Annotated in this window: 19 protein-coding genes and 1 pseudogene; 4 read left to right on the top strand and 16 right to left on the bottom strand. The window is 60.5% G+C overall.

Annotated features, from left to right (window positions below):
* The 8 genes from rpsE to yqeB all read right to left on the bottom strand — a co-directional run bounded on the left by rpsE (position 1) and on the right by yqeB (position 5,067).
* Positions 1-525 (bottom strand): 30S ribosomal protein S5, encoded by a 525-nt coding sequence (rpsE, locus tag DW211_RS03130; RefSeq protein ID WP_055252236.1) that lies wholly within the window; start codon positions 523-525, stop codon positions 1-3.
* A gap of 14 nt (positions 526-539) precedes the next feature.
* Complete coding sequence (gene rplR, locus DW211_RS03125) at positions 540-908, bottom strand: 50S ribosomal protein L18 (protein ID WP_006235264.1); 369 nt, start codon at positions 906-908, stop codon at positions 540-542.
* 75 nt (positions 909-983) lie between these two features.
* Positions 984-1,520, bottom strand: a complete 537-nt coding sequence (rplF, locus tag DW211_RS03120) for a 50S ribosomal protein L6 (protein ID WP_118259158.1) — start codon at positions 1,518-1,520, stop codon at positions 984-986.
* Between the two features lie 33 nt (positions 1,521-1,553).
* A complete protein-coding gene (gene rpsH, locus DW211_RS03115) occupies positions 1,554-1,952 on the bottom strand; it encodes a 30S ribosomal protein S8 (protein WP_006235262.1) in 399 nt (132 codons plus the stop codon).
* Positions 1,953-2,071: 119 nt separating this feature from the next.
* Complete coding sequence (locus tag DW211_RS03110; protein ID WP_022094280.1) at positions 2,072-2,257, bottom strand: type Z 30S ribosomal protein S14; 186 nt, start codon at positions 2,255-2,257, stop codon at positions 2,072-2,074.
* Positions 2,258-2,336: 79 nt separating this feature from the next.
* Positions 2,337-2,894 carry a 50S ribosomal protein L5 gene (gene rplE, locus DW211_RS03105; protein WP_006235260.1) on the bottom strand — a complete coding sequence of 186 codons (558 nt, stop codon included), beginning with the start codon at positions 2,892-2,894 and terminating at the stop codon, positions 2,337-2,339.
* A 325-nt stretch (positions 2,895-3,219) separates the two neighbouring features.
* On the bottom strand, positions 3,220-4,263 hold the full coding sequence (locus tag DW211_RS03100) for an XdhC family protein (protein ID WP_118259156.1): 1,044 nt from the start codon (positions 4,261-4,263) through the stop codon (positions 3,220-3,222).
* Between the two features lie 9 nt (positions 4,264-4,272).
* A complete protein-coding gene (gene yqeB / locus DW211_RS03095) occupies positions 4,273-5,067 on the bottom strand; it encodes a selenium-dependent molybdenum cofactor biosynthesis protein YqeB (protein WP_118259154.1) in 795 nt (264 codons plus the stop codon).
* A 102-nt stretch (positions 5,068-5,169) separates the two neighbouring features.
* Between yqeB and yqeC the strand changes: the two genes are divergently transcribed.
* Entirely contained in the window at positions 5,170-5,904 is a 735-nt protein-coding gene (yqeC, locus tag DW211_RS03090) for a selenium cofactor biosynthesis protein YqeC (RefSeq protein WP_118259152.1), read from the top strand.
* Between the two features lie 116 nt (positions 5,905-6,020).
* Here the strand turns inward: yqeC and hydA are convergent, their stop codons facing one another.
* The 5 genes from hydA to dpaL form a co-directional block, all read right to left on the bottom strand.
* Positions 6,021-7,388 carry a dihydropyrimidinase gene (gene hydA / locus DW211_RS03085; RefSeq protein ID WP_118259150.1) on the bottom strand — a complete coding sequence of 456 codons (1,368 nt, stop codon included), beginning with the start codon at positions 7,386-7,388 and terminating at the stop codon, positions 6,021-6,023.
* A 9-nt stretch (positions 7,389-7,397) separates the two neighbouring features.
* Complete coding sequence (locus tag DW211_RS03080; protein WP_158568474.1) at positions 7,398-8,012, bottom strand: nucleotidyltransferase family protein; 615 nt, start codon at positions 8,010-8,012, stop codon at positions 7,398-7,400.
* 150 nt (positions 8,013-8,162) lie between these two features.
* On the bottom strand, positions 8,163-9,365 hold the full coding sequence (ygeW, locus tag DW211_RS03075) for a knotted carbamoyltransferase YgeW (RefSeq protein ID WP_118259146.1): 1,203 nt from the start codon (positions 9,363-9,365) through the stop codon (positions 8,163-8,165).
* 201 nt (positions 9,366-9,566) lie between these two features.
* Positions 9,567-10,952 carry a YgeY family selenium metabolism-linked hydrolase gene (locus DW211_RS03070; protein ID WP_118259144.1) on the bottom strand — a complete coding sequence of 462 codons (1,386 nt, stop codon included), beginning with the start codon at positions 10,950-10,952 and terminating at the stop codon, positions 9,567-9,569.
* Positions 10,953-11,190: 238 nt separating this feature from the next.
* Positions 11,191-12,405 (bottom strand): diaminopropionate ammonia-lyase, encoded by a 1,215-nt coding sequence (gene dpaL, locus DW211_RS03065; RefSeq protein WP_118259142.1) that lies wholly within the window; start codon positions 12,403-12,405, stop codon positions 11,191-11,193.
* A gap of 277 nt (positions 12,406-12,682) precedes the next feature.
* On the opposite strand from dpaL, the gene DW211_RS03060 reads away from it, so the two are divergent.
* From DW211_RS03060 to DW211_RS03045, 3 genes are all read left to right on the top strand, one after another.
* The gene (locus DW211_RS03060) at positions 12,683-13,336 is read left to right on the top strand and encodes a transcriptional regulator (protein WP_117583047.1); all 654 of its coding nucleotides are present in this window, start codon (positions 12,683-12,685) and stop codon (positions 13,334-13,336) included.
* Between the two features lie 123 nt (positions 13,337-13,459).
* Positions 13,460-14,446 carry a hypothetical protein gene (locus DW211_RS10100; RefSeq protein WP_158568473.1) on the top strand — a complete coding sequence of 329 codons (987 nt, stop codon included), beginning with the start codon at positions 13,460-13,462 and terminating at the stop codon, positions 14,444-14,446.
* A 398-nt stretch (positions 14,447-14,844) separates the two neighbouring features.
* The gene (locus tag DW211_RS03045; protein ID WP_118259138.1) at positions 14,845-15,267 is read left to right on the top strand and encodes a hypothetical protein; all 423 of its coding nucleotides are present in this window, start codon (positions 14,845-14,847) and stop codon (positions 15,265-15,267) included.
* A gap of 22 nt (positions 15,268-15,289) precedes the next feature.
* Here the strand turns inward: DW211_RS03045 and DW211_RS03040 are convergent, their stop codons facing one another.
* From DW211_RS03040 to DW211_RS03025, 3 genes and pseudogenes are all read right to left on the bottom strand, one after another.
* On the bottom strand, positions 15,290-16,123 hold the full coding sequence (locus tag DW211_RS03040) for a nucleotidyl transferase AbiEii/AbiGii toxin family protein (protein ID WP_118259136.1): 834 nt from the start codon (positions 16,121-16,123) through the stop codon (positions 15,290-15,292).
* Entirely contained in the window at positions 16,120-16,647 is a 528-nt protein-coding gene (locus DW211_RS03035; RefSeq protein ID WP_118259134.1) for a type IV toxin-antitoxin system AbiEi family antitoxin domain-containing protein, read from the bottom strand. The genes DW211_RS03040 and DW211_RS03035 overlap by 4 nt, the downstream gene beginning before the upstream one ends.
* A gap of 743 nt (positions 16,648-17,390) precedes the next feature.
* Positions 17,391-17,540, bottom strand: a pseudogene (locus DW211_RS03025) (IS200/IS605 family transposase); the annotation flags it as partial.

Raw genomic sequence — 17,540 nt, 5'->3', positions numbered from 1 at the left:
TTAGTTCTCCTTACCGACGAACATCTCGGAGACCGTCAGGCCACGGCGAGCCGCGACGTCCTCAGGGCTGGAGAGCTCCTTGAGGCCCTCGACGGCAGCCTTGATGATGTTGAGGCCGTTGTCGGTACCGAGGGACTTGGACAGGACGTTCTTGATGCCAGCAAGCTCGAAGAGGGGACGCACAGCGCCGCCGGCGATAACGCCGGTACCCTCGACAGCGGGCTTGATGATGATGCGGCCGGCACCAAAGTGGCCGAGAACCTCGTGCGGGATGGTGCCCTGCTCGGTCACCGGCACGTGGAACATGTTCTTCTTGGCATCGAGAGACGCCTTGGAGATGGCCAGGGGCACCTCAGCGGACTTGCCCATGCCAACGCCGACGTTGCCCTTGCCGTCGCCAACGACGACGAGAGCGACGAGGCTCATGCGACGACCACCCTTGACGGTCTTCGACACGCGGTTGATGTAAACGACGCGCTCCTCGAACTCGGAGGCCTCGCGCTGCTGCTTCTGATTACGAGCCATGTGCTACATACCTCCTAGAACTCGAGACCGGCGGCACGAGCACCGTCGGCGAGGGCCTTGACGCGGCCATGGTAGATACGGCCACCGCGATCGAAGGCGACCTTGGTGATGCCGGCCTCGATGGCACGCTTGCCAACGAGCTGACCGACCTTCTCCGCAGCCTCCTTGTTCGAGGTGTGGGTGCCCTTGAACTCGGCCTCGAGGGTCGAGGCAGAGACGAGCGTCAGACTGGAGCCCTTGCTGTCGTCGATGATCTGGGCATAGATGTTGGCGTTAGTACGGGTCACGCGAAGACGCGGACGCTCGGAGGTACCCGAGACCTTGCCGCGAACACGACGCTGACGACGCTTGAGGCCTTCCAGCTTCGCCTTATGCTTGTTCATACGTAAACTCCTAAAAAGGTTGATCTTGCCAGCACCTGACGGGGTGCTGGTCTTATGCGAGTGAGTCGGTTACGACTACTTGGCGGCCTTACCCAGCTTGCGGCGGATGTGCTCGCCAACGTAGTGGATACCCTTGCCCTTGTAAGGCTCGGGAGGACGATGGCCGCGGATCTCAGCGGCGATCTGACCGACCTGCTGCTTGTTGATACCCTTGACGTTCACGTGGGTGTTGTCGGGAACCTCGAAGGTGATGCCCTCGGGAGCCTCGACGATCACGGGGTGCGAGAAGCCCAGGGAGAACTCGAGGTTCTTGCCCTTCTGCTGCACGCGGTAACCGACGCCGGCGAGCTCGAGCTTCTTCTCGAAGCCCTCGGAAACGCCAACAACCATGTTGTGGATGAGGGCACGGGTGAGGCCGTGGCGGGCACGGGTCTCACGCTCGTCGTCGGGACGGGAAACGGTGAGGACGTTGTCCTCGACGTTGATAGCGAGCTTCTCAAAGACATTGAGCTCGAGCTGGCCCTTGGGGCCCTTGACGACAACGTTGTTGCCGTTGACTGCCACTTCGACTCCGGCGGGAATCTGGACAGGCTTATTACCGATACGAGACACGGTGATCTCCTTTCCTTCTACCTACCGAGCGAATTACCAGACGTAAGCGATGATCTCGCCGCCGACGTTGTGCTTGCGAGCATCGCGGTCGGTCATAACGCCATGGCTGGTGGAAATAATGGCGGTACCAAGGCCACCGCGGACGCGGGGCATGTCGGCAACGCCGGTGTACTTACGCAGGCCCGGCTTGGAAATGCGGCGGATGCCGTTGATGACCTTAGCCTTCTTGGGACCATACTTAAGCGTGATGTGCAGAGTCTTCTGGGGAACGGTGTCCTCGACATCGTAGCCCTCGATGTAGCCCTCCTCGTGCAGAACACGAGCGATCTCAACGAGCTTCTTGCTGCTCGGCATGGAGACCGTGGCCTTGTTCACAGAGTTAGCGTTACGGATGCGCGTAAGCATATCTGCGATCGGGTCTGTAAGGTTCATACAGATTCTCCTTCGTTCTTGATGAACACGTGCTCTTGGTTCTTCGCCGCCCTTAACGGCAAAGCCTAACTAGCGCGTTTTCCCTGTTCCAAACGGATGCTTGAAACGCTGGTAGTGACTTACCAGCTGGCCTTCTTAACGCCGGGAAGCTCGCCCTTGAGTGCAAGCTCGCGGAAGCAGACACGGCACAGGCCGAACTTGCGGTACACAGAGTGCGGACGGCCGCAGCGCTGGCAGCGCGTGTACTCACGAGTAGAGAACTTCTGCTTGCGATTGCACTTGACGATCATCGATGTCTTAGCCACTTATATCCTCCTCACATAGAGTATTGTTCGCCCCAAGCGCCGCCCCCTTGTGGGAACGGCGCTTACAGGGCAGGTGAACCTATTTCTTGAACGGGAAACCGAAGGCGTCCAGAAGGGCCTTGGCCTCCTCATCGGTGTTGGCGGTGGTCACGAAAGTGATGTCCATACCACGCTGGTGATCGACGGAGTCGAAGTCGATCTCGGGGAAGATGAGCTGCTCGGTAACGCCCATGGAGAAGTTACCACGGCCGTCGAAGCTCTTGGCGGAGATGCCGCGGAAGTCGCGGATACGGGGGATCGCGACGGAGGTCAGACGATCGAAGAACTCCCACATACGGTCGCCACGCAGGGTAACCTTGCAGCCGATCGGCATACCAGCGCGCAGGCGGAAGGTAGCGATGGACTTGCGGGCACGGGTGATCATCGGCTGCTGGCCGGTGATGGCGCGCAGGTCGCGCACGGCACCGTCGATGGCCTTGGAATCGGTAGCGGCCTCGCCGACACCCATGTTCACGACGATCTTCTCAAACTTGGGGATCATCATGACGTTCTCGTACTGGAACTTGTCCTGAAGCTGCTGCTTGACCTCGTTGTTGTACTTGGTCTTCAGACGCGGCACATACTTCTCTTCTGCCATTGTTCACTCCTTCTTGGGGTTTTAAGCACGGGGCGTGGCCACGATGGGTTGTCCTCGTGCCTCCTGGCTGCATCCGCGCCGCTCATGGCATTTCGCGGTTTGGACTCGACGCAGCAGGAGCCGACAAAACAATCGGTACTATACGCGCATCGGGAGCGTATTTCCAGAAAAACCTCGTCTGCCTGCACAACTCCACAACTCCCCCGCACAAATTGATCCCTAGAGGACGGAGGAAAATGGCAATTGCGGTGAAATAGAGACTGCTTGATGGCTTAACAAGCTTAAACAGTCCGTATTTCACCGCAACTCATATATGGGGATGCGATTAGCGCTTGCGGGGGACGAGCTTGGTGCGGCGCAGGTGAATCATCTCGGCAGCGATGGAGATGGCGATCTCCTCGGGGTCCTCGGCCTCGATGGCGGCACCGATCGGCAGGTGCAGCTCGTCGATCTGGTCCTGCGTAAAGCCCTCCTGCTCCAGGCGGGCGCGCACAAAGGCCGTCTTGCGGCGCGAACCCAGACAGCCCAGATAGGCGGGCTTGGCGTGCATGGCCTGAATCACCACGTCGATATCGGACTTGTGACCCGCCGTGGCGACGACCACTAGGTCACGCGGGCCGATGGGGCACTGCTTGCTCAGGCTCTTGTAGTCGACCAGACGACGGTCGTAGACACCGGGCACCCATTCGGGGGTCAGTGTGCCGGGGCGGTCGTCGCAAGCCACAACGGCAAAGCCCGCCGCCGTGAGCACCCGCGCCGTCGCAGCACCCACGTGGCCGCAGCCAAAGATATAGGTCAGGCCCTCGGGGCAGAGCGTCTCGATGTGCGCCGCGGGAATCTCGGAGGCCGCGTTGGTGTAGGTGACCTTACTCCCCTCCTCCACCAGCGAAAGCTCGGGGCAGCCGGCAATGGTATGGCGCGATGTCTCGCCATGGTACTCAACCACATCGCCCTCGAGCGCGCTCGCGATAAACGGCTCAAAGTCGATGACGAAGTCGCCGATGTGCCGATAGGCCAAGACGTCGGCTATTTCCTGGAACAACGGTGCCTGAGTCGCATCCAAATGCAGGTAGCACAGGCAGATGGCTCCGCCGCAGATCATGCCGGTATCGGAGTTCTCGCCGCCCATGGTGTAGCGGACCAGACGCGATTGCCCTGCGGCCAGCAGCTCGCGCGCCTCGTCCAGCGCAAAGAGCTCAATCTTGCCGCCGCCGATGGTGCCCGCTTGGCTGCCATCGGCAAAGACGGCCATCCAGGCGCCCACGCCGCGCGGCGATGACCCTGCCGTGCCGGCAACTACCACCAGCTCGCACGTCTTACCGGCCTTCAGAGCGCCAAGCGCAGCATTCACCACATCGAGCTTTTCCATTGCAATTTCCTATCCCTGGAATACACCGGTGAGCATGGCGAGCGCCTCGAGCACGCCGCCGCCGACCGACGTCGCTTTGTCCGAAATGTAGTTGATATAGCTGGCATCGCCGCGCGGATCGACATCGGCGCATTTAAAGCCCTCAGTCACCTGCACACCGTTCGCCAAAAGCCCGCGCAGACAGCCATCGATCTGCGTGCACATGGGTGTATCGCCCGCGTAGCCAATCACGTCTCCGGCGCTCACGATGTCGCCGATTGCGCGGTCGGACCGAAACACACCGGCGGCGGGGCTGTGGATAACGCGCTCCTTGCCATAGCCGGCGATAATGCCCGGCACGCCCGTGTTGGGCTGGGGCGAACCTTGGGTAATGACACGTCCGAGAAAATGCCCGCGCATGGTCTCGACCACGGCGTCGCAGTCAACCGGCGCGGTAAAGCCCGGCCCCACGGCGATGACGGCAGGCGCCATGTCGCGCGTGGTGCCCAGATTGCGCTTGGCCAGAATCGCGTCGACCACAGCCGCGGGTTTAAGCTCATCGAGCATCTTGGCCTGGGGGTCCACCACCACGGCGACATCCCCCGCCTCGGTAATCTCAAGCGCCTCGGCCGACGTCTGCGCCAAGCGAGCGCGAATGCCCTCGACCTCGACCTCGCCCAGGCGAATGGCCTCGCAAAAACTGATTGTGCGGCGGATGCACGTGGGAACCGCGATATCGGCCATAACGACCGACACGCCGGCGCGTACCAAACGGGCAGCGACGCCCGTGGCGATATCGCCGGCGCCGCGAACATAAACGAGCATTCCCGGGGCACCTCCCTGTGCTACGGTTTGAGCAGAGCAAAAGCGGTTCGACCGCTGCTCTGATGATTATTTATTATCACAGTATTATACGGCGGTGAACAGATGGAAACGACGAGCGGAAACCTTGCCTCCGCGCTCAAGATCGAGCCGGGCATTACCGCGATTATCGGCAGCGGCGGCAAGTCGACGTTGCTGAAGATGCTGGGTCTCGAGCTCATGCGCGGCGGCGGGCGCGTGCTCCTCTGCACCACCACGCATATGCTTCCCGTTGCCGGCGTGCCATGGGACGGGTCGAGTCGTCGCCTGGACGCCGCGCCCTGGAAGCCGAGCGCCTCGCATGTCCCCGGTTGTACCTGCGAGGCCTGCGCGGGCCTTGCGCGCGGAAGCATCTGCCAGGCGGGTGTTTTGGACCCGGAGGCAGGCAAGCTCTCCGCCCCCGCCGAGCCGCTCAACGAGCTGGCACAACGCTTTGACTATGTGTTGGCCGAGGCGGACGGCAGCAAGCGACTCCCGCTCAAGGCCCACGCCGCCTGGGAGCCGGTGATTCCCTCTGGCACCGCCAACATCGTCTGGATCGTCGGCGCCTCGGGGCTCGGCAAGCCCATCAACGAAGCCGTCCACCGCCCCGAGCTCTTTTGCGAGCGTTGCGGCTGCGAGCTCACCGACATCGCCACGCCCGAGCGCGTCGCCCAGGTGCTCAATGCCGAGATGCAGGCACTGAAGCTCAGCACCGCACGCGTCATGCTCAACCAAGTCAACACGCTCAGCGACCCGGCTATGGCCGACCGCTTCGAGGCTACCTTCGGCCGCCCCGTCATCGCCACCAGCCTCAAGTAGCTGGCGCTGCCCCAGCAGGCCTATAAGTTGCGGTGGAATAGTTCCTGAAACGACCTATTTGGCGGCTAAACAGGAACTATTCCACCGCAACTGCGAAGGGGGTCCGGCAGCCCCCGTTAGCGGGGCACGTAGCGACCGGGCTGGGCTCCGGTAGGCTCGCCGTCGCGCGCGGCCAGCACGCCGTTCACAAACACAGCCTTGGCGCGGCCGTGCGCCTCAAAGCCCTCGAGCGGCGTGTAGTCCACGGCCTGATGCTGCGTCGCCGCGCTAATGGTCCAGCGCGCCTTTGGATCCCACACGCACACGTCGGCATCGGCACCCTCGGCAAGACAGCCCTTGCGCGGATACATGCCGAAGACGCGCGCCGGGTTCTCGCTCATCAGGCGGCAGAGGTCCTCGGGGCCCAGCTGTCCCTCAAAGCTCGTAGCGATCGCGACGGGGCGATGCTCCACACCGGGCCCGCCGTTGGGAATCGCGCGGAAGTCGTCGCGCCCGCGGTCCTTTTGCCCGTGCAGGTTAAAGCTGCAGTGGTCGGTCGCAATCGTATCGATCTCGCCGGCCACAAGCGCCTCGCGCAGTGCTGCACGGTCACCCGCATGGCGCAGCGGCGGGCTCATCACATACTTGGCGCCCGCAAAGCCGTCCTCACCCTGCTCCAAGTAGCACGTATCGTCGAGCATCAGATACTGAGGGCAGGTCTCGACATAGATATTCTTCTGCCCGCGCGCCTTGGCGGCACGGATGGCCTCGAGCCCCAGCTTGGTCGAAAGGTGCACCACGTTGACCGGCGCGTCGCCGGCCAGGTGCGCCAGATACAGCAGACGGCTCACGGCCTCGGCCTCGCACACATCCGGACGGCTGAGCGCATGTCCCTCGGGTCCATGAATCCCCTGCTCGTACACGCGCTTCTGCAGCTCGTTCACGAGCGTGCCGTTCTCGCAATGCACGCACAGGATACCGCCCACGCGCTTGAGCTCCTCCAGCACCTCGAGCGTCTCGGCATCGTCCAAGCGCAGGTGGTCATAGGCAAAGTAGGTCTTGAACGACGATACGCCCGCCTCGCGCATGGACGAAAGATCGGTGCGGTTGCGCTCGTTCCACTCGGCGAGTGCCATATGAAAGGCGTAGTTGGCCGTGCAGGTGCCGTCGGCGCGGCGATGCCACTCGGCCAAGGCATCGGGCATGGTCACGCCGCGATCGGCCGTCGCGTAGTCGACGATGGTCGTCGTGCCGCCGCAGGCAGCCGCACGTGTACCGGTCTCAAAGCTATCGGCCGTCCAGTCCATGCCAGTCCAGCACTGCATGTGCGTGTGCCCATCGATAAAGCCCGGGAACACCCAGCAGCCCGCGGCATCCTCGACGGTATCGCCCTCGGCCGGCTCAATCGCCGCGGCGATCCGCACGATCTTATCGCCATCCATGGCAAGATCGGCGCGGCGAAGCCCCTGGGGCGTCACGAGCGCGCCGTTTTTGATGATGATCATAATTGCTCCTTATTGATTGATGCAGTCGGCCACGCGATCAAAATACGAGCAGGCGGCGATATGCTCCGTTATGCGTCGCTGTCCCTTGGCGGTATCGACGTCCCACAGCTCGTAAGCACGCGCATCGACCAACGTGACGTCGGTACGGCCCTTGAGAATCGACCCACCACCGTCCTTGCCCTCGAGAAGCATGAGCGAAGGGAACAGTTGCCTTGGGAAGAGCACCGGGCTCGAAGGCTCACCGTTGCACGCAAGACGCACCGGATGCTCGCGACCACGCTCGTCAAACGCACGAACCATGGCCTCAAATGAATCCGAACTCACGAGCGGCTGGTCGCCCGGCAAAAAGAGGCAGCCTTTCCAGTTGCGTTCGACTCCCCACGAAAGGCCCGCACGGACGCTTTCGCTGCGCAGTTTGCCATCGTGCAGCACGCACGGGCAATGCTTGTCCTCGCAAATCTGGGCGACCTCGGGCCAACGCGTCGAAACCACGACGTCAAAGCCCTGGGGAACCGAATCGATGGTCCGGGCAATCAACGGCTCGCCATAGATATCGGCAAGCATCTTGTTAGAGCCAAACCGCTTACCCTCGCCCGAAGCCATAATGACGCAACCAAGTTTCATGGCGATACCTCCCCTGAAGCCATCGTACCCATAACTCGCGTCGCGGGGCATCTACATCGAAAGCGCTTATCCCTCACGCCCACGATGCAAAAAGGGGCACCCCGCCGGTTGGCAGAGTGCCCCCTTTACATGGCTTACCTCAGCCCTGCTTTAGGCCTGGAACCAACGGGCGGTGTTGCGCTCGTCGAGGGCCTTGAGGGTAGCGGCGGGATCGGCAACCTTCTGCAGGAACATCATGGCTGCGATGGCGTACGGCTTGTAACTGGCCTCCTTGTACATGCCCACACGATGCATGTCGAAGACGTCGGCGTTGACCTCGCCGTGTTCGCAGGAGACACCGGAGATGTCGGCGGGTAGCGGATGCATAAAGATGGTGTCCTGGCCGTTGGCGGTCTTCTCCATGAGCTCGGTCGTGGAGCACCAGTCCTGATGGGTGGCGTTCTGGGCGAGTAGCTCCTTCTCGAGCGCTGCGATGCCGGCGTCGTCGCCCTCGGCGTACAGGTTGGTACGCTTCTCCATGGCGGCAAACGGAGCCCAGCTCTTGGGGATCACGATGTCGGCGCCCTCGAAGGCCTCGGCCATGGTGTTGACCTGCTTAAAGGTGGTGCCGGACTCGGCGGTGTAGCCCTTAGCGCGCTCGACGACCTCGGGCATGAGGTCGTAGCCCTCGGGGTGGGCCAGGGTGACGTCCATGCCAAAGCGGGGCAGCAGGCTGATCAGCGACTGCGGGCAGGACAGCGGCTTGCCGTAAGAGGGCGAATAGGCCCAGGTGACGGCAACCTTCTTACCCTTGAGGTTCTCGAGACCGCCAAACTCGTTGATGAGGTAGAGCATGTCGGCAGAGGACTGCGTGGGGTGATCGGAGTCGGACTGCAGGGAGATGAGCGTGGGACGGTGATCCAGAACGCCGTCCTCGTAAGCCTGCTGGACGGACTCGGAGACCTCGGCCATGTAGGCGTCGCCCTTGCCGATGTACATGTCGTCGCGGATGCCGATGACGTCGGCCATGAAGGAGATCATGGTAGCGGTCTCGCGGACGGTCTCGCCGTGAGCGATCTGGGACTTCTTCTCGTCCAGGTCCTGCAGCTCAAGACCGAGCAGGTTGGCGGCCTTAGAGAAGGAGAAACGCGTACGGGTGGAGTTGTCACGGAACAGCGAGACAGCCAGGCCCGAGTCGAAGATCTTGGACGAAACGTTATTCTCGCGCAGCTCGCGCAGGGCGTCGGCGACGATGTAGAGCGCCTTGAGCTCATCGGTGGTCTTATCCCAGGTGTGCAGGAAGTCGCTGCCGTACATACCCTTAAAATCGAGGCCGTTCAGCTGCTCGACGAGCTCGGTAAACTTAGCGTCCATGTAAATATCCTTTCCAAAGATGAAACGATCGCAATGAGTAGATGTGCTCCGGCATGCGCGTGTGGCTAGAACATGCAGAGCGCTATGACGAGGACCCGCTACCGTCGAGGAAGCATGGGAGATAACGACCGCGGGCCCCAAGTCAACAGGAGGTGCCGGGGGCATAAACTGTCCCCGGCTCAACAAAACCGAGGAATGGGACTAGTCGATCTTGTTGTTGGTCAGACCGGCGCGGAAGACGGTGGCGTCGCCATCGGCCTGGCTCGGATCGTAGAGGTTCAGGGCAGCCACATACATGGCGGCAGCGGTGACCAGGTCGTCCTTGTAGGTGACCTCGTTGGGAGCGTGAGCCTGAGACTCGGCACCCGGGCCAAAGCCGACGCAGGGGATGCCATAGCGGCCCTGGATAGAGACGCAGTTCGTGGAGAAGGTCCACTTGTCGCACAGCGGACGACCGGTGCGCTTGTCCATGCTGGGCTCGCAGCCGATGCGCTCGTCACCGAACATGGCCTTGTGGGCGTCGACGAGGGCCTTGACGTGCGGAGCGGTCTCCTTGTTGATCCACGTGGGGAAGTAAGCCTCGGTCTCGTAGACCTCGCCGGTCCAGGACGGACGGTCGTACATGTACATGGAGACCTTCACGTCGTCGCCGTACTTCTTGGCGGCCGGCAGGTTGCGGATCTCGTCCAGGCAGGACTCCCAGGTCTCACCGGCGGTCATGCGGCGGTCGATGGAGATGGCGCAGGAGTCAGCGACGGCGCAGCGGCTGGGGCTGGTGTAGAAGATCTGGCTGACGGTGCAGGTGCCGCGGCCCAGGAAGCGGGCATCCTCGTAGTGCTTGGGGTTGTACTTGGGGTCGAGCATCTTGACGAGGCCCTTGATGTCGGTCGACTCGTCGCAGCCGTTGTTGTTGAGGGCGCGGACGTCGGCGATGATGTCGGCCATCTTGTAGATGGCGTTGTCGCCGCGGTCGGGAGCGGAACCGTGGCAGGAGGTGCCGTGAACGTCGACGCGGATCTCCATGCGGCCGCGGTGACCGCGATAGATGCCGCCGTCGGTGGGCTCGGTGGAAATAACGAACTCGGGCTTAATGCCGTCCTTGTTGTAGATGTACTGCCAGCACATGCCGTCGCAGTCCTCTTCCTGGACGGTGCCGACGACCATGATCTTGTAGCCCTCGGGGATGAGGCCCATGTCCTTCATCATCTTGGCAGCATAGGTAGCAGAAGCCATGCCGCCCTCCTGGTCGGAGCCGCCGCGGCCGTAGATGATCTCGTCGGTCTCGTAGCCCTCATAGGGATCGGCATCCCAGTTCTCGATGTTGCCGATGCCGACGGTGTCGATGTGGGAGTCGATGGCAATGATCTTGTCGCCCTCGCCCATAAAGCCCATAACGTTGCCCAGGCCGTCGACCTTGACCTCGTCATAGCCGAGGCTCTCCATCTCGGCCTTGATGCAGGCGACAACCTCACCCTCCTCGCAGGACTCAGAGGGGTGAGAGATCATGGCGCGCAGGAAGCGAGTCATATCAGCACGATGAGACTCCGCAGCAGCCTTAATGGCATCAAAATCGAGTTCTTTAGTCATAACAGTCAACCTTTCTACAAGGGTTTACCTACAGGTAGATATTTCAGATAGATCACTTGTGCCAAGCAGCGTGAGGTCGAGCACCCCACAAGCAAGTAACCATAGGAGGCGGACGGAGGACTTTGCTCCGTCGCGAGTTCCGCACGAGCCGGAGAGCACTTAATGTGCTCTCCGTGCGAGCAGGACTGTCCGAGCAGGGAGTAAAGTCCTCCGGCTGCCTCCGGACAGGTCAGACCCGCTAGCAAGTCGGGTACTCGCCCTCCCAGACGATGCGACGGTACTGATCAGGATCGGTGTCGCCCTCGGTGGAGAAGCAGAGCACGGAGCTCGTCTTGTCCAGGCCGATGAGCTCCTTGAGCTCGGCGTACTCGGGATCGAGCATGAGAGTCTCGACCAGGCCGGTGGTCACCGCGCCGGACTCGCCGGAGATGACGCGCGGGTCGCCCTTCTCGGGAGCGCCCAGGGTGCGCATGCCGCGAGCGGTGACCCAGTCGGGGCAGGACACGAAGGCGGTGGTGTGGTTGCGCAGGATATCCCAGCCCAGGATGTTGGGCTCGCCGCAGCACAGACCGGCCATGATGGAGGGCATGTCACCGTCCACGATGCGCGGATCGCCGTCGCCGGCGGCAGCGCCCTTGTACAGGCAGGCGGCAGGTGCGCACTCAACCACGACGAAGATGGGCGGATTATCGGGATACAGGTTGGTAAAGTAGCCCACCACGGCGCCGGCGAGCGAACCCACGCCAGCCTGGACAAACACGTGCGTCGGGCGGTTGATGGCCATCTCGCGCAGCTGCTCGGCAGCCTCGGAAGCCATGGTGCCGTAGCCCTCCATGATCCAGGACGGGATCTTCTCGTAGCCCTCCCAGGCGGTGTCCTGAACGATGACGCCGCGCTCGCAGGCGTCGGCCTCGGCGGCGGCCATGCGCACGCACTCGTCGTAGTTGACCTCTTCGATGGTCACCGTGGCGCCCTCGGCGGCAATGTTATCGAAGCGGGGCTTGGTGGAACCCTTAGGCATGTGCACGACGGCCTTCTGGCCCAGCTTGTTGGCAGCCCATGCCACGCCGCGGCCATGGTTGCCGTCGGTGGCGGTAAAGAAGGTGGCCTGGCCAAAGTCCTTGGCAAGCTGATCGGAGGTCAGGTAATCGAAGGTGCAGTCGGCAACGTCCTTGCCGGTCTCGTCGGCAATGTAGTTGGCCATGGCAAACGAACCGCCCAGGACCTTAAAGGCGTTGAGGCCAAAGCGATAGCTCTCGTCCTTAACGCACAGGTTGGACAGGCCCAGGCGCGCAGCCTGGCCGTCCAGGCGGGCAAGCGGAGTGACGGTGTACTGGGGGAACGACTGGTGGAAGGCACGGGCCTTCTTCACGTGGTCGAGGCTCATGATTCCCAAGTGCTTGTCATCGCTCTTGGGCATCGTGTTGCTCGCCCACTGGATCTTATCGGCCATACGGTGAACTCCTTAAGTCCTCTCTTGCCGGCCCCCGCATACGCGTTTCAGCCCGATCCCATTCACACGGCTGAACTTTTATGTGGATGCCAAACAAAAAGTTTGTTAGCAATGTTCTATCACACTTTTTGATTGGATAACCTAACAAATTGTTAGTTGCCGCAATCGGTACCTTTTCGCCGCCGAACGGTCACATAACGCAGCAACGCTTTCGTTATTTGCGAACAAGTGTGGTTTATGGCAAAGTGTGCCCAAACTAATTTTTAGGAAGGCACCCATGACCCCCGCACAGATTGAGTTTTACAAGCGCCTTGCACACGGTCTGGCGCTCCAATTTGGCCCCAACTGCGAAGTCGTCGTCCACGATCTGGAGACCGAGGACGTGGACCACTCCATCGTAGTGATCGAAAATGGCCACGTCAGCGGGCGCAAACTGGGTGACGGCCCCAGCCATATCGTGTTTGAGTCCATGCACGAGGGCACCACCGACGTACACGACCGCGAGCCGTACCTCACTAAAACCACCGATGGCAAGCTGCTCAAGTCCTCGACCATCTTTATCCGCAACGACGAGGGCAAGCCCGTCGGCATTTTGGGCATCAACTTTGACATTACGCTTATGAAGGCTTTTGAGCGTTCGCTCGACGCCTTTACCGGCACCGGCGGCACGGGCTACACCGAGCCCGAGCCCATTACCAAGAACATCGGCGACCTGCTCGAGGACCTGCTGCACGAGTGCGAGCAGTTTGTGGGCAAGCCCGCGGCGCTCATGACCAAAGACGAGCGCATTCGTGCCATTGGCTACCTCGACCGTCGCGGCGCCTTCCTCATTTCCAAGTCGAGCGAGCGCGCCTGCGAGTTCTTTGGCATCTCCAAGTACAGCTTCTATAGCTACCTCAATGAGGCCAAGGCGGCGGCCGACGACAAGTAGGCACTCGCCTAGATTGCCCCTCCCCTTTTGGGCGCGAGTTCTGGAAAGCTCGAATCCAAGACCGAGCCGCTTGGGAAGTTCCATATAATCGATGTCATTAGTATTTCGAAAGGGTGGAATAGAATGGCGTTGAGCAAGGCATCATGCACCGGTCGCGGATTGATTCCGGCAATTGGTGGACATGTGCACCGCATGTTCGATGAGGGTGAAGACGACCTGTTTTCGCTGAGCCTTGACGACGTGATGGATGATCGCCCGTGGACCGCCGACGAACTCATGGGCGGTGGGGCTCGCCCGTCAAGCCCCAATCCCGCACTTGCGCCTAAGCCCGCATCTGCGCCGACTCCTGCGCAGCCGCCTGTTTCGACGCCCGCATCTACGCCCGCACCCATTTCGGCGCCCGCGCCCGCTCCCCGCCCCGCAAGCGACCCGTCCGAGACGGCGGCATTTCTCGCTGCAGCGACGCAGGGCAAATCGGCCGACAGCACCGTTATGTACAGCGCCCAGCAGTTGCCTGTTCCTGCGGCACGCAAGCCTCCGATCACAAGGCTCGATGAGCCCGTTGCCCATCAGGTTGCCTACGATTCCTGGGCTGCAGCCGATCTGGATGAGACCTCAACCGGCATGCCGGTGCTCGACGTTCCAGTTAACCCGCTTTTTGCCGCCAACACGAGCGCCGCGGATTATGAGGGCGGTGCGGCATATTCCGATTATTCCGATAGCTATACTGGCACCGGTCGCATCGAGACCGAGGATTATGGCACCGCATCGAGCAATTATCTCAACGATCCGTACGCTGCCGCGCCTGCACCGGAATATGACCCGGAGGCCGCGTCCGCGCCGGCGTATACCAAAAGCACGGGCGAAGAGCGCTTCGCCGATTATTACGCCGAGGAAAAGGCGCTGCGTTTCTCGGAATTTCCGCAGGCAGTCAAGGTTGCCTTTATCGCCATTATCATCGCCCTGCTCGGCGTCATTGCGTTTGAGGGATTCCAGCTGTTCCGCGGCCCCACCCAAGCGGAGTCGGAGACCCAGCAAAAAGAGGACGACAACCAGTACCTAGACATCAACACCCTCAAGGGCGACCCCAACGACGGGGACGACGAGTAGCGAGAGCTGAAGGCTGCCGCAGGATCTCGCATCCAGCACCGGCTTCTAAGTGCTGTCTTGTCATCCAGCTACACTTTTCCTGATAATTTGCCTATCGAATTTGACACTTTTCCGAAGTTCTAAGGTGCCTATTTCGACACTTTTCCGTACTTTTAAACGGCTGATTTCGACACTTTTCCGGATGAAAGCCGAATAATCACTTGGGAAACCAACGCCATCCGCTCGTCATTTCGCGGATGGCGCTTGATTTCTGTCCGTACACGTTGATAGACTTCCTCTTGCCCGCAAGGAGCGGGCGCGTTTTATCCAGAGTCGGGGTAGAGAGTTGGCTCCACGATCCCGACGCCAACCGGCCAAGAGGTACGGTGGCCCTGCCAACATCGATGAAAGGAGTCCGTATGGACAATTTCTCCGTGCGCAGCGAGCGCAATTTCCACAACCTGGTCGTCAAACCGAATCACATGCATCTTCTGGATAAGCCAAATGGCTACGCCTCGGCCATGGTCAAGAGCAGCCTCTCCCACCAGATGCGCTTTACGGTACAGAAGCTCGAGGAAGAGCTCTGTGCTGCCGGCAATCCGCATGTGCTGCAGATCAAGCTGTCCGGGGACAACCTGCGCGAACCGTCGACTTGGAAGCTGTTTGCAGACGGCACGTGCATCGCGAACGGCTCGGGTGACTTTGCCCGCGAGTGCTTCTACGATGGGGCCGAGGTGTTTTTGGACCTATGCCGAGATGCCGTCGAGGCTGCCGAGCTGCGCCATTGGAGTCAAAGGGAGTACGAGCTGCTGAGTGCTGCGCGTGGGGTTGCTATGGCGTAAGCGAGAGATCTCAGCAGTGTCACTAACGAGCAGAATCGATTTTTGCAATCAAGTCGTTCGCCCATGCCACGGCATCATCGACAGTCGGCAAAACGTTAAGTCCTTCCGCCTGGGAGAAATACAGTGAGTCCCAGCCCACTCCCCTCGAGATCATTGGAGGCCACTCCTGCTCCGCACGATACGCAAAGAGTCTGATACAGACCTCTCGAGTTTTTAGGTAATCAATTTCTCCGTTGGAAATTGCAATCTGGAGATCTATCAGATCATGGGCGCGCTCGCTGCCGGGGCTGCTCGCAGCATGAAGTTTTTGGGCAATCTGATGCTCGAGCCTCATGCACGGAACCGGCCCCGGTTCGGGAAACCCGAGACCTTTCAATATTGCCGCAGCTTCAGGCGAGGAAACCATATCGGGATCGTCGGCGTCGCCGATTTCGTTATGACCGACCTCAAGCGGCAGCGTCATCCACGATTTACCATTGTAAGCAATCTTGATTTCGAACGGACGCATGACGTAAGCAGTTGGAATTCCCTTCGGAGATGCGGGCTCCCTCGGAACAATGGCACCCGAGAATCCGTTCCAGCCTATAGTGAGCGAATCTTCAAGCTTCGTCATGTAATCGTTCAGTGAGGATGCCCTGGCGGTATCGAGGTCGCGCGAGAACCGCGTGACATCCTTCCCAAAGCGAATCTTCAGGGCATTTCCACCCTTTGCGGCTCCATCGGGTAGCATCTGCCCAACAACAACGGCCGCAATGAGCCTTTTAATGCGGCCCGGTTCTTCGTCCAAATCAGCGCAGAGTCGGTCTATCGCTATGTCAAGGTTACGTCTACTTGTTGGCTTCTTGACTTCCTTCACGACAGCTCCTTCATCAGTCTCTCATGCTCATTGGAGGTAATAAGACCCTCGGCTTGAGCGTGCTTGGTTGCCTCGATGAGGCGTTCGGTCATAACGGACCCCTTACAAGCCTCAATCGCATCGGCAACGCATTGAGAAGGGATTCCTTCATAGAACGTCGTTTTCGCATTCTCTGGAGCGGGCACTGTTTTTACCCAAGCTGGCAGTTTGCGGCGAATACGCTTTGGTGTTGCCACGGTCACGGCACGAGGATCAACAAGTGCAAGTGCGTGCATAGACAGCACTGATTCGCCCCACAGGAAACCCTCGTCACCAACAAGAGCCACTGCCTCCGCAAAGACGTCACGGGGCGTCGGAACCCATTGGGTGAGCTTGTACACCCCATGTCCTCGGCGCATCAATTTCCCAGTGGCACACCATCGGCTCAGTTCTCCAGTGGTTACGCCAATCTCGCGTGCCTGCGCAGCAGTCACGATGCCGTAGCCATCTGCCGCCAGTTCGAATATCTCATCAAAGTGTTTCATGTCAAAAGACTAACACTTTTGTATGTCTTTTGACATAGACATGGTCTTAATCAAGCATTAGAGATCTATTTAAAATCGTATAGCATTGCAATCACCCTCTCTGAATTCGAAGTCCGCGCCGACAGCATGCGGAAGTAAAAAGTACCGGCAAGAACGATATCGAATGAAATCGCTCCCGCTGGCATATATCTTACCATATAAACGAACACGTGTTCGTTCTCATCAATTATCGATATATCGCACGCCCGCTTTAGCCGCTGTCCGCGCGAATCGTCTAGCCGATAGCTCTTCGCCGACAGCGCGTGCATCGCAAGCGGCTCGGGCACCTTTGCCCGCGAGTGCTTCTGCGAGGGAGCCGAAGTGTTTCTGGATCTGTGCCGCGACGCCGTGTGCGCGGCCAAGCTGCCCCAGTGGAGCCAGGGGGAGTACGAGTTGCTGAGCGCGGCGCGCGGGATTGCGGGGTGCAGACGAAAGCAATTTAGAATAAGCATTCATATGCAGTCATCGAGTTCCTCCGCTGAAGCGCACTGCGAATAGTAACCTTGCCGCCGGCAATGGGCCTGTTGGCAAATCTGCACCGCTGAAGAAGGTAGTAAGACCCCCAAATCAAAACCACCCCTAAAAGGGGTGGTTTGCTCTTAGGGTATAACCCTAATATTTCCGGCACGCGTCTAAAGGCGCCGGCCCTCACGGGGTTCGGGCCGCACTGCAGGTTGACCCGTGGCGGGCCGGTCAAACCGGCGCTACTTGCGCCCCGGCCCCCTATCGAAGGGGTCCTCGTACTCCTTGACGCTCAGCCGGTCGAGCGCGATGTCAGCCTTCTCCTGCTCCCGGATGTACTTCGCGATCGCGGCCTCGTTCAGGCCGACGGTGGACACGCAGTGGCCCTCGGC

It is taken from the genome of Collinsella sp. AM18-10 (assembly GCF_003471585.1).
Classification (GTDB): domain Bacteria; phylum Actinomycetota; class Coriobacteriia; order Coriobacteriales; family Coriobacteriaceae; genus Collinsella.
Note: the sequence above shows the minus strand (reverse complement) of the source record. Positions and strands in the feature narration are given on the sequence as shown.

What these genes read in the sequence shown, in the direction of transcription:
- rpsE (WP_055252236.1), bottom strand. Translation starts at nt 525, where the DNA reads ATGGCTCGTAATCAGAAGCAGCAGCGCGAGGCCTCCGAGTTCGAGGAG.
- rplR (WP_006235264.1), bottom strand. Translation starts at nt 908, where the DNA reads ATGAACAAGCATAAGGCGAAGCTGGAAGGCCTCAAGCGTCGTCAGCGT.
- rpsH (WP_006235262.1), bottom strand. Translation starts at nt 1,952, where the DNA reads ATGAACCTTACAGACCCGATCGCAGATATGCTTACGCGCATCCGTAAC.
- rplE (WP_006235260.1), bottom strand. Translation starts at nt 2,894, where the DNA reads ATGGCAGAAGAGAAGTATGTGCCGCGTCTGAAGACCAAGTACAACAAC.
- DW211_RS03100 (WP_118259156.1), bottom strand. Translation starts at nt 4,263, where the DNA reads ATGGAAAAGCTCGATGTGGTGAATGCTGCGCTTGGCGCTCTGAAGGCC.
- yqeB (WP_118259154.1), bottom strand. Translation starts at nt 5,067, where the DNA reads ATGCTCGTTTATGTTCGCGGCGCCGGCGATATCGCCACGGGCGTCGCT.
- yqeC (WP_118259152.1), top strand. Translation starts at nt 5,170, where the DNA reads ATGGAAACGACGAGCGGAAACCTTGCCTCCGCGCTCAAGATCGAGCCG.
- hydA (WP_118259150.1), bottom strand. Translation starts at nt 7,388, where the DNA reads ATGATCATCATCAAAAACGGCGCGCTCGTGACGCCCCAGGGGCTTCGC.
- DW211_RS03080 (WP_158568474.1), bottom strand. Translation starts at nt 8,012, where the DNA reads ATGAAACTTGGTTGCGTCATTATGGCTTCGGGCGAGGGTAAGCGGTTT.
- ygeW (WP_118259146.1), bottom strand. Translation starts at nt 9,365, where the DNA reads ATGGACGCTAAGTTTACCGAGCTCGTCGAGCAGCTGAACGGCCTCGAT.
- DW211_RS03070 (WP_118259144.1), bottom strand. Translation starts at nt 10,952, where the DNA reads ATGACTAAAGAACTCGATTTTGATGCCATTAAGGCTGCTGCGGAGTCT.
- dpaL (WP_118259142.1), bottom strand. Translation starts at nt 12,405, where the DNA reads ATGGCCGATAAGATCCAGTGGGCGAGCAACACGATGCCCAAGAGCGAT.
- DW211_RS03060 (WP_117583047.1), top strand. Translation starts at nt 12,683, where the DNA reads ATGACCCCCGCACAGATTGAGTTTTACAAGCGCCTTGCACACGGTCTG.
- DW211_RS10100 (WP_158568473.1), top strand. Translation starts at nt 13,460, where the DNA reads ATGGCGTTGAGCAAGGCATCATGCACCGGTCGCGGATTGATTCCGGCA.
- DW211_RS03045 (WP_118259138.1), top strand. Translation starts at nt 14,845, where the DNA reads ATGGACAATTTCTCCGTGCGCAGCGAGCGCAATTTCCACAACCTGGTC.
- DW211_RS03035 (WP_118259134.1), bottom strand. Translation starts at nt 16,647, where the DNA reads ATGAAACACTTTGATGAGATATTCGAACTGGCGGCAGATGGCTACGGC.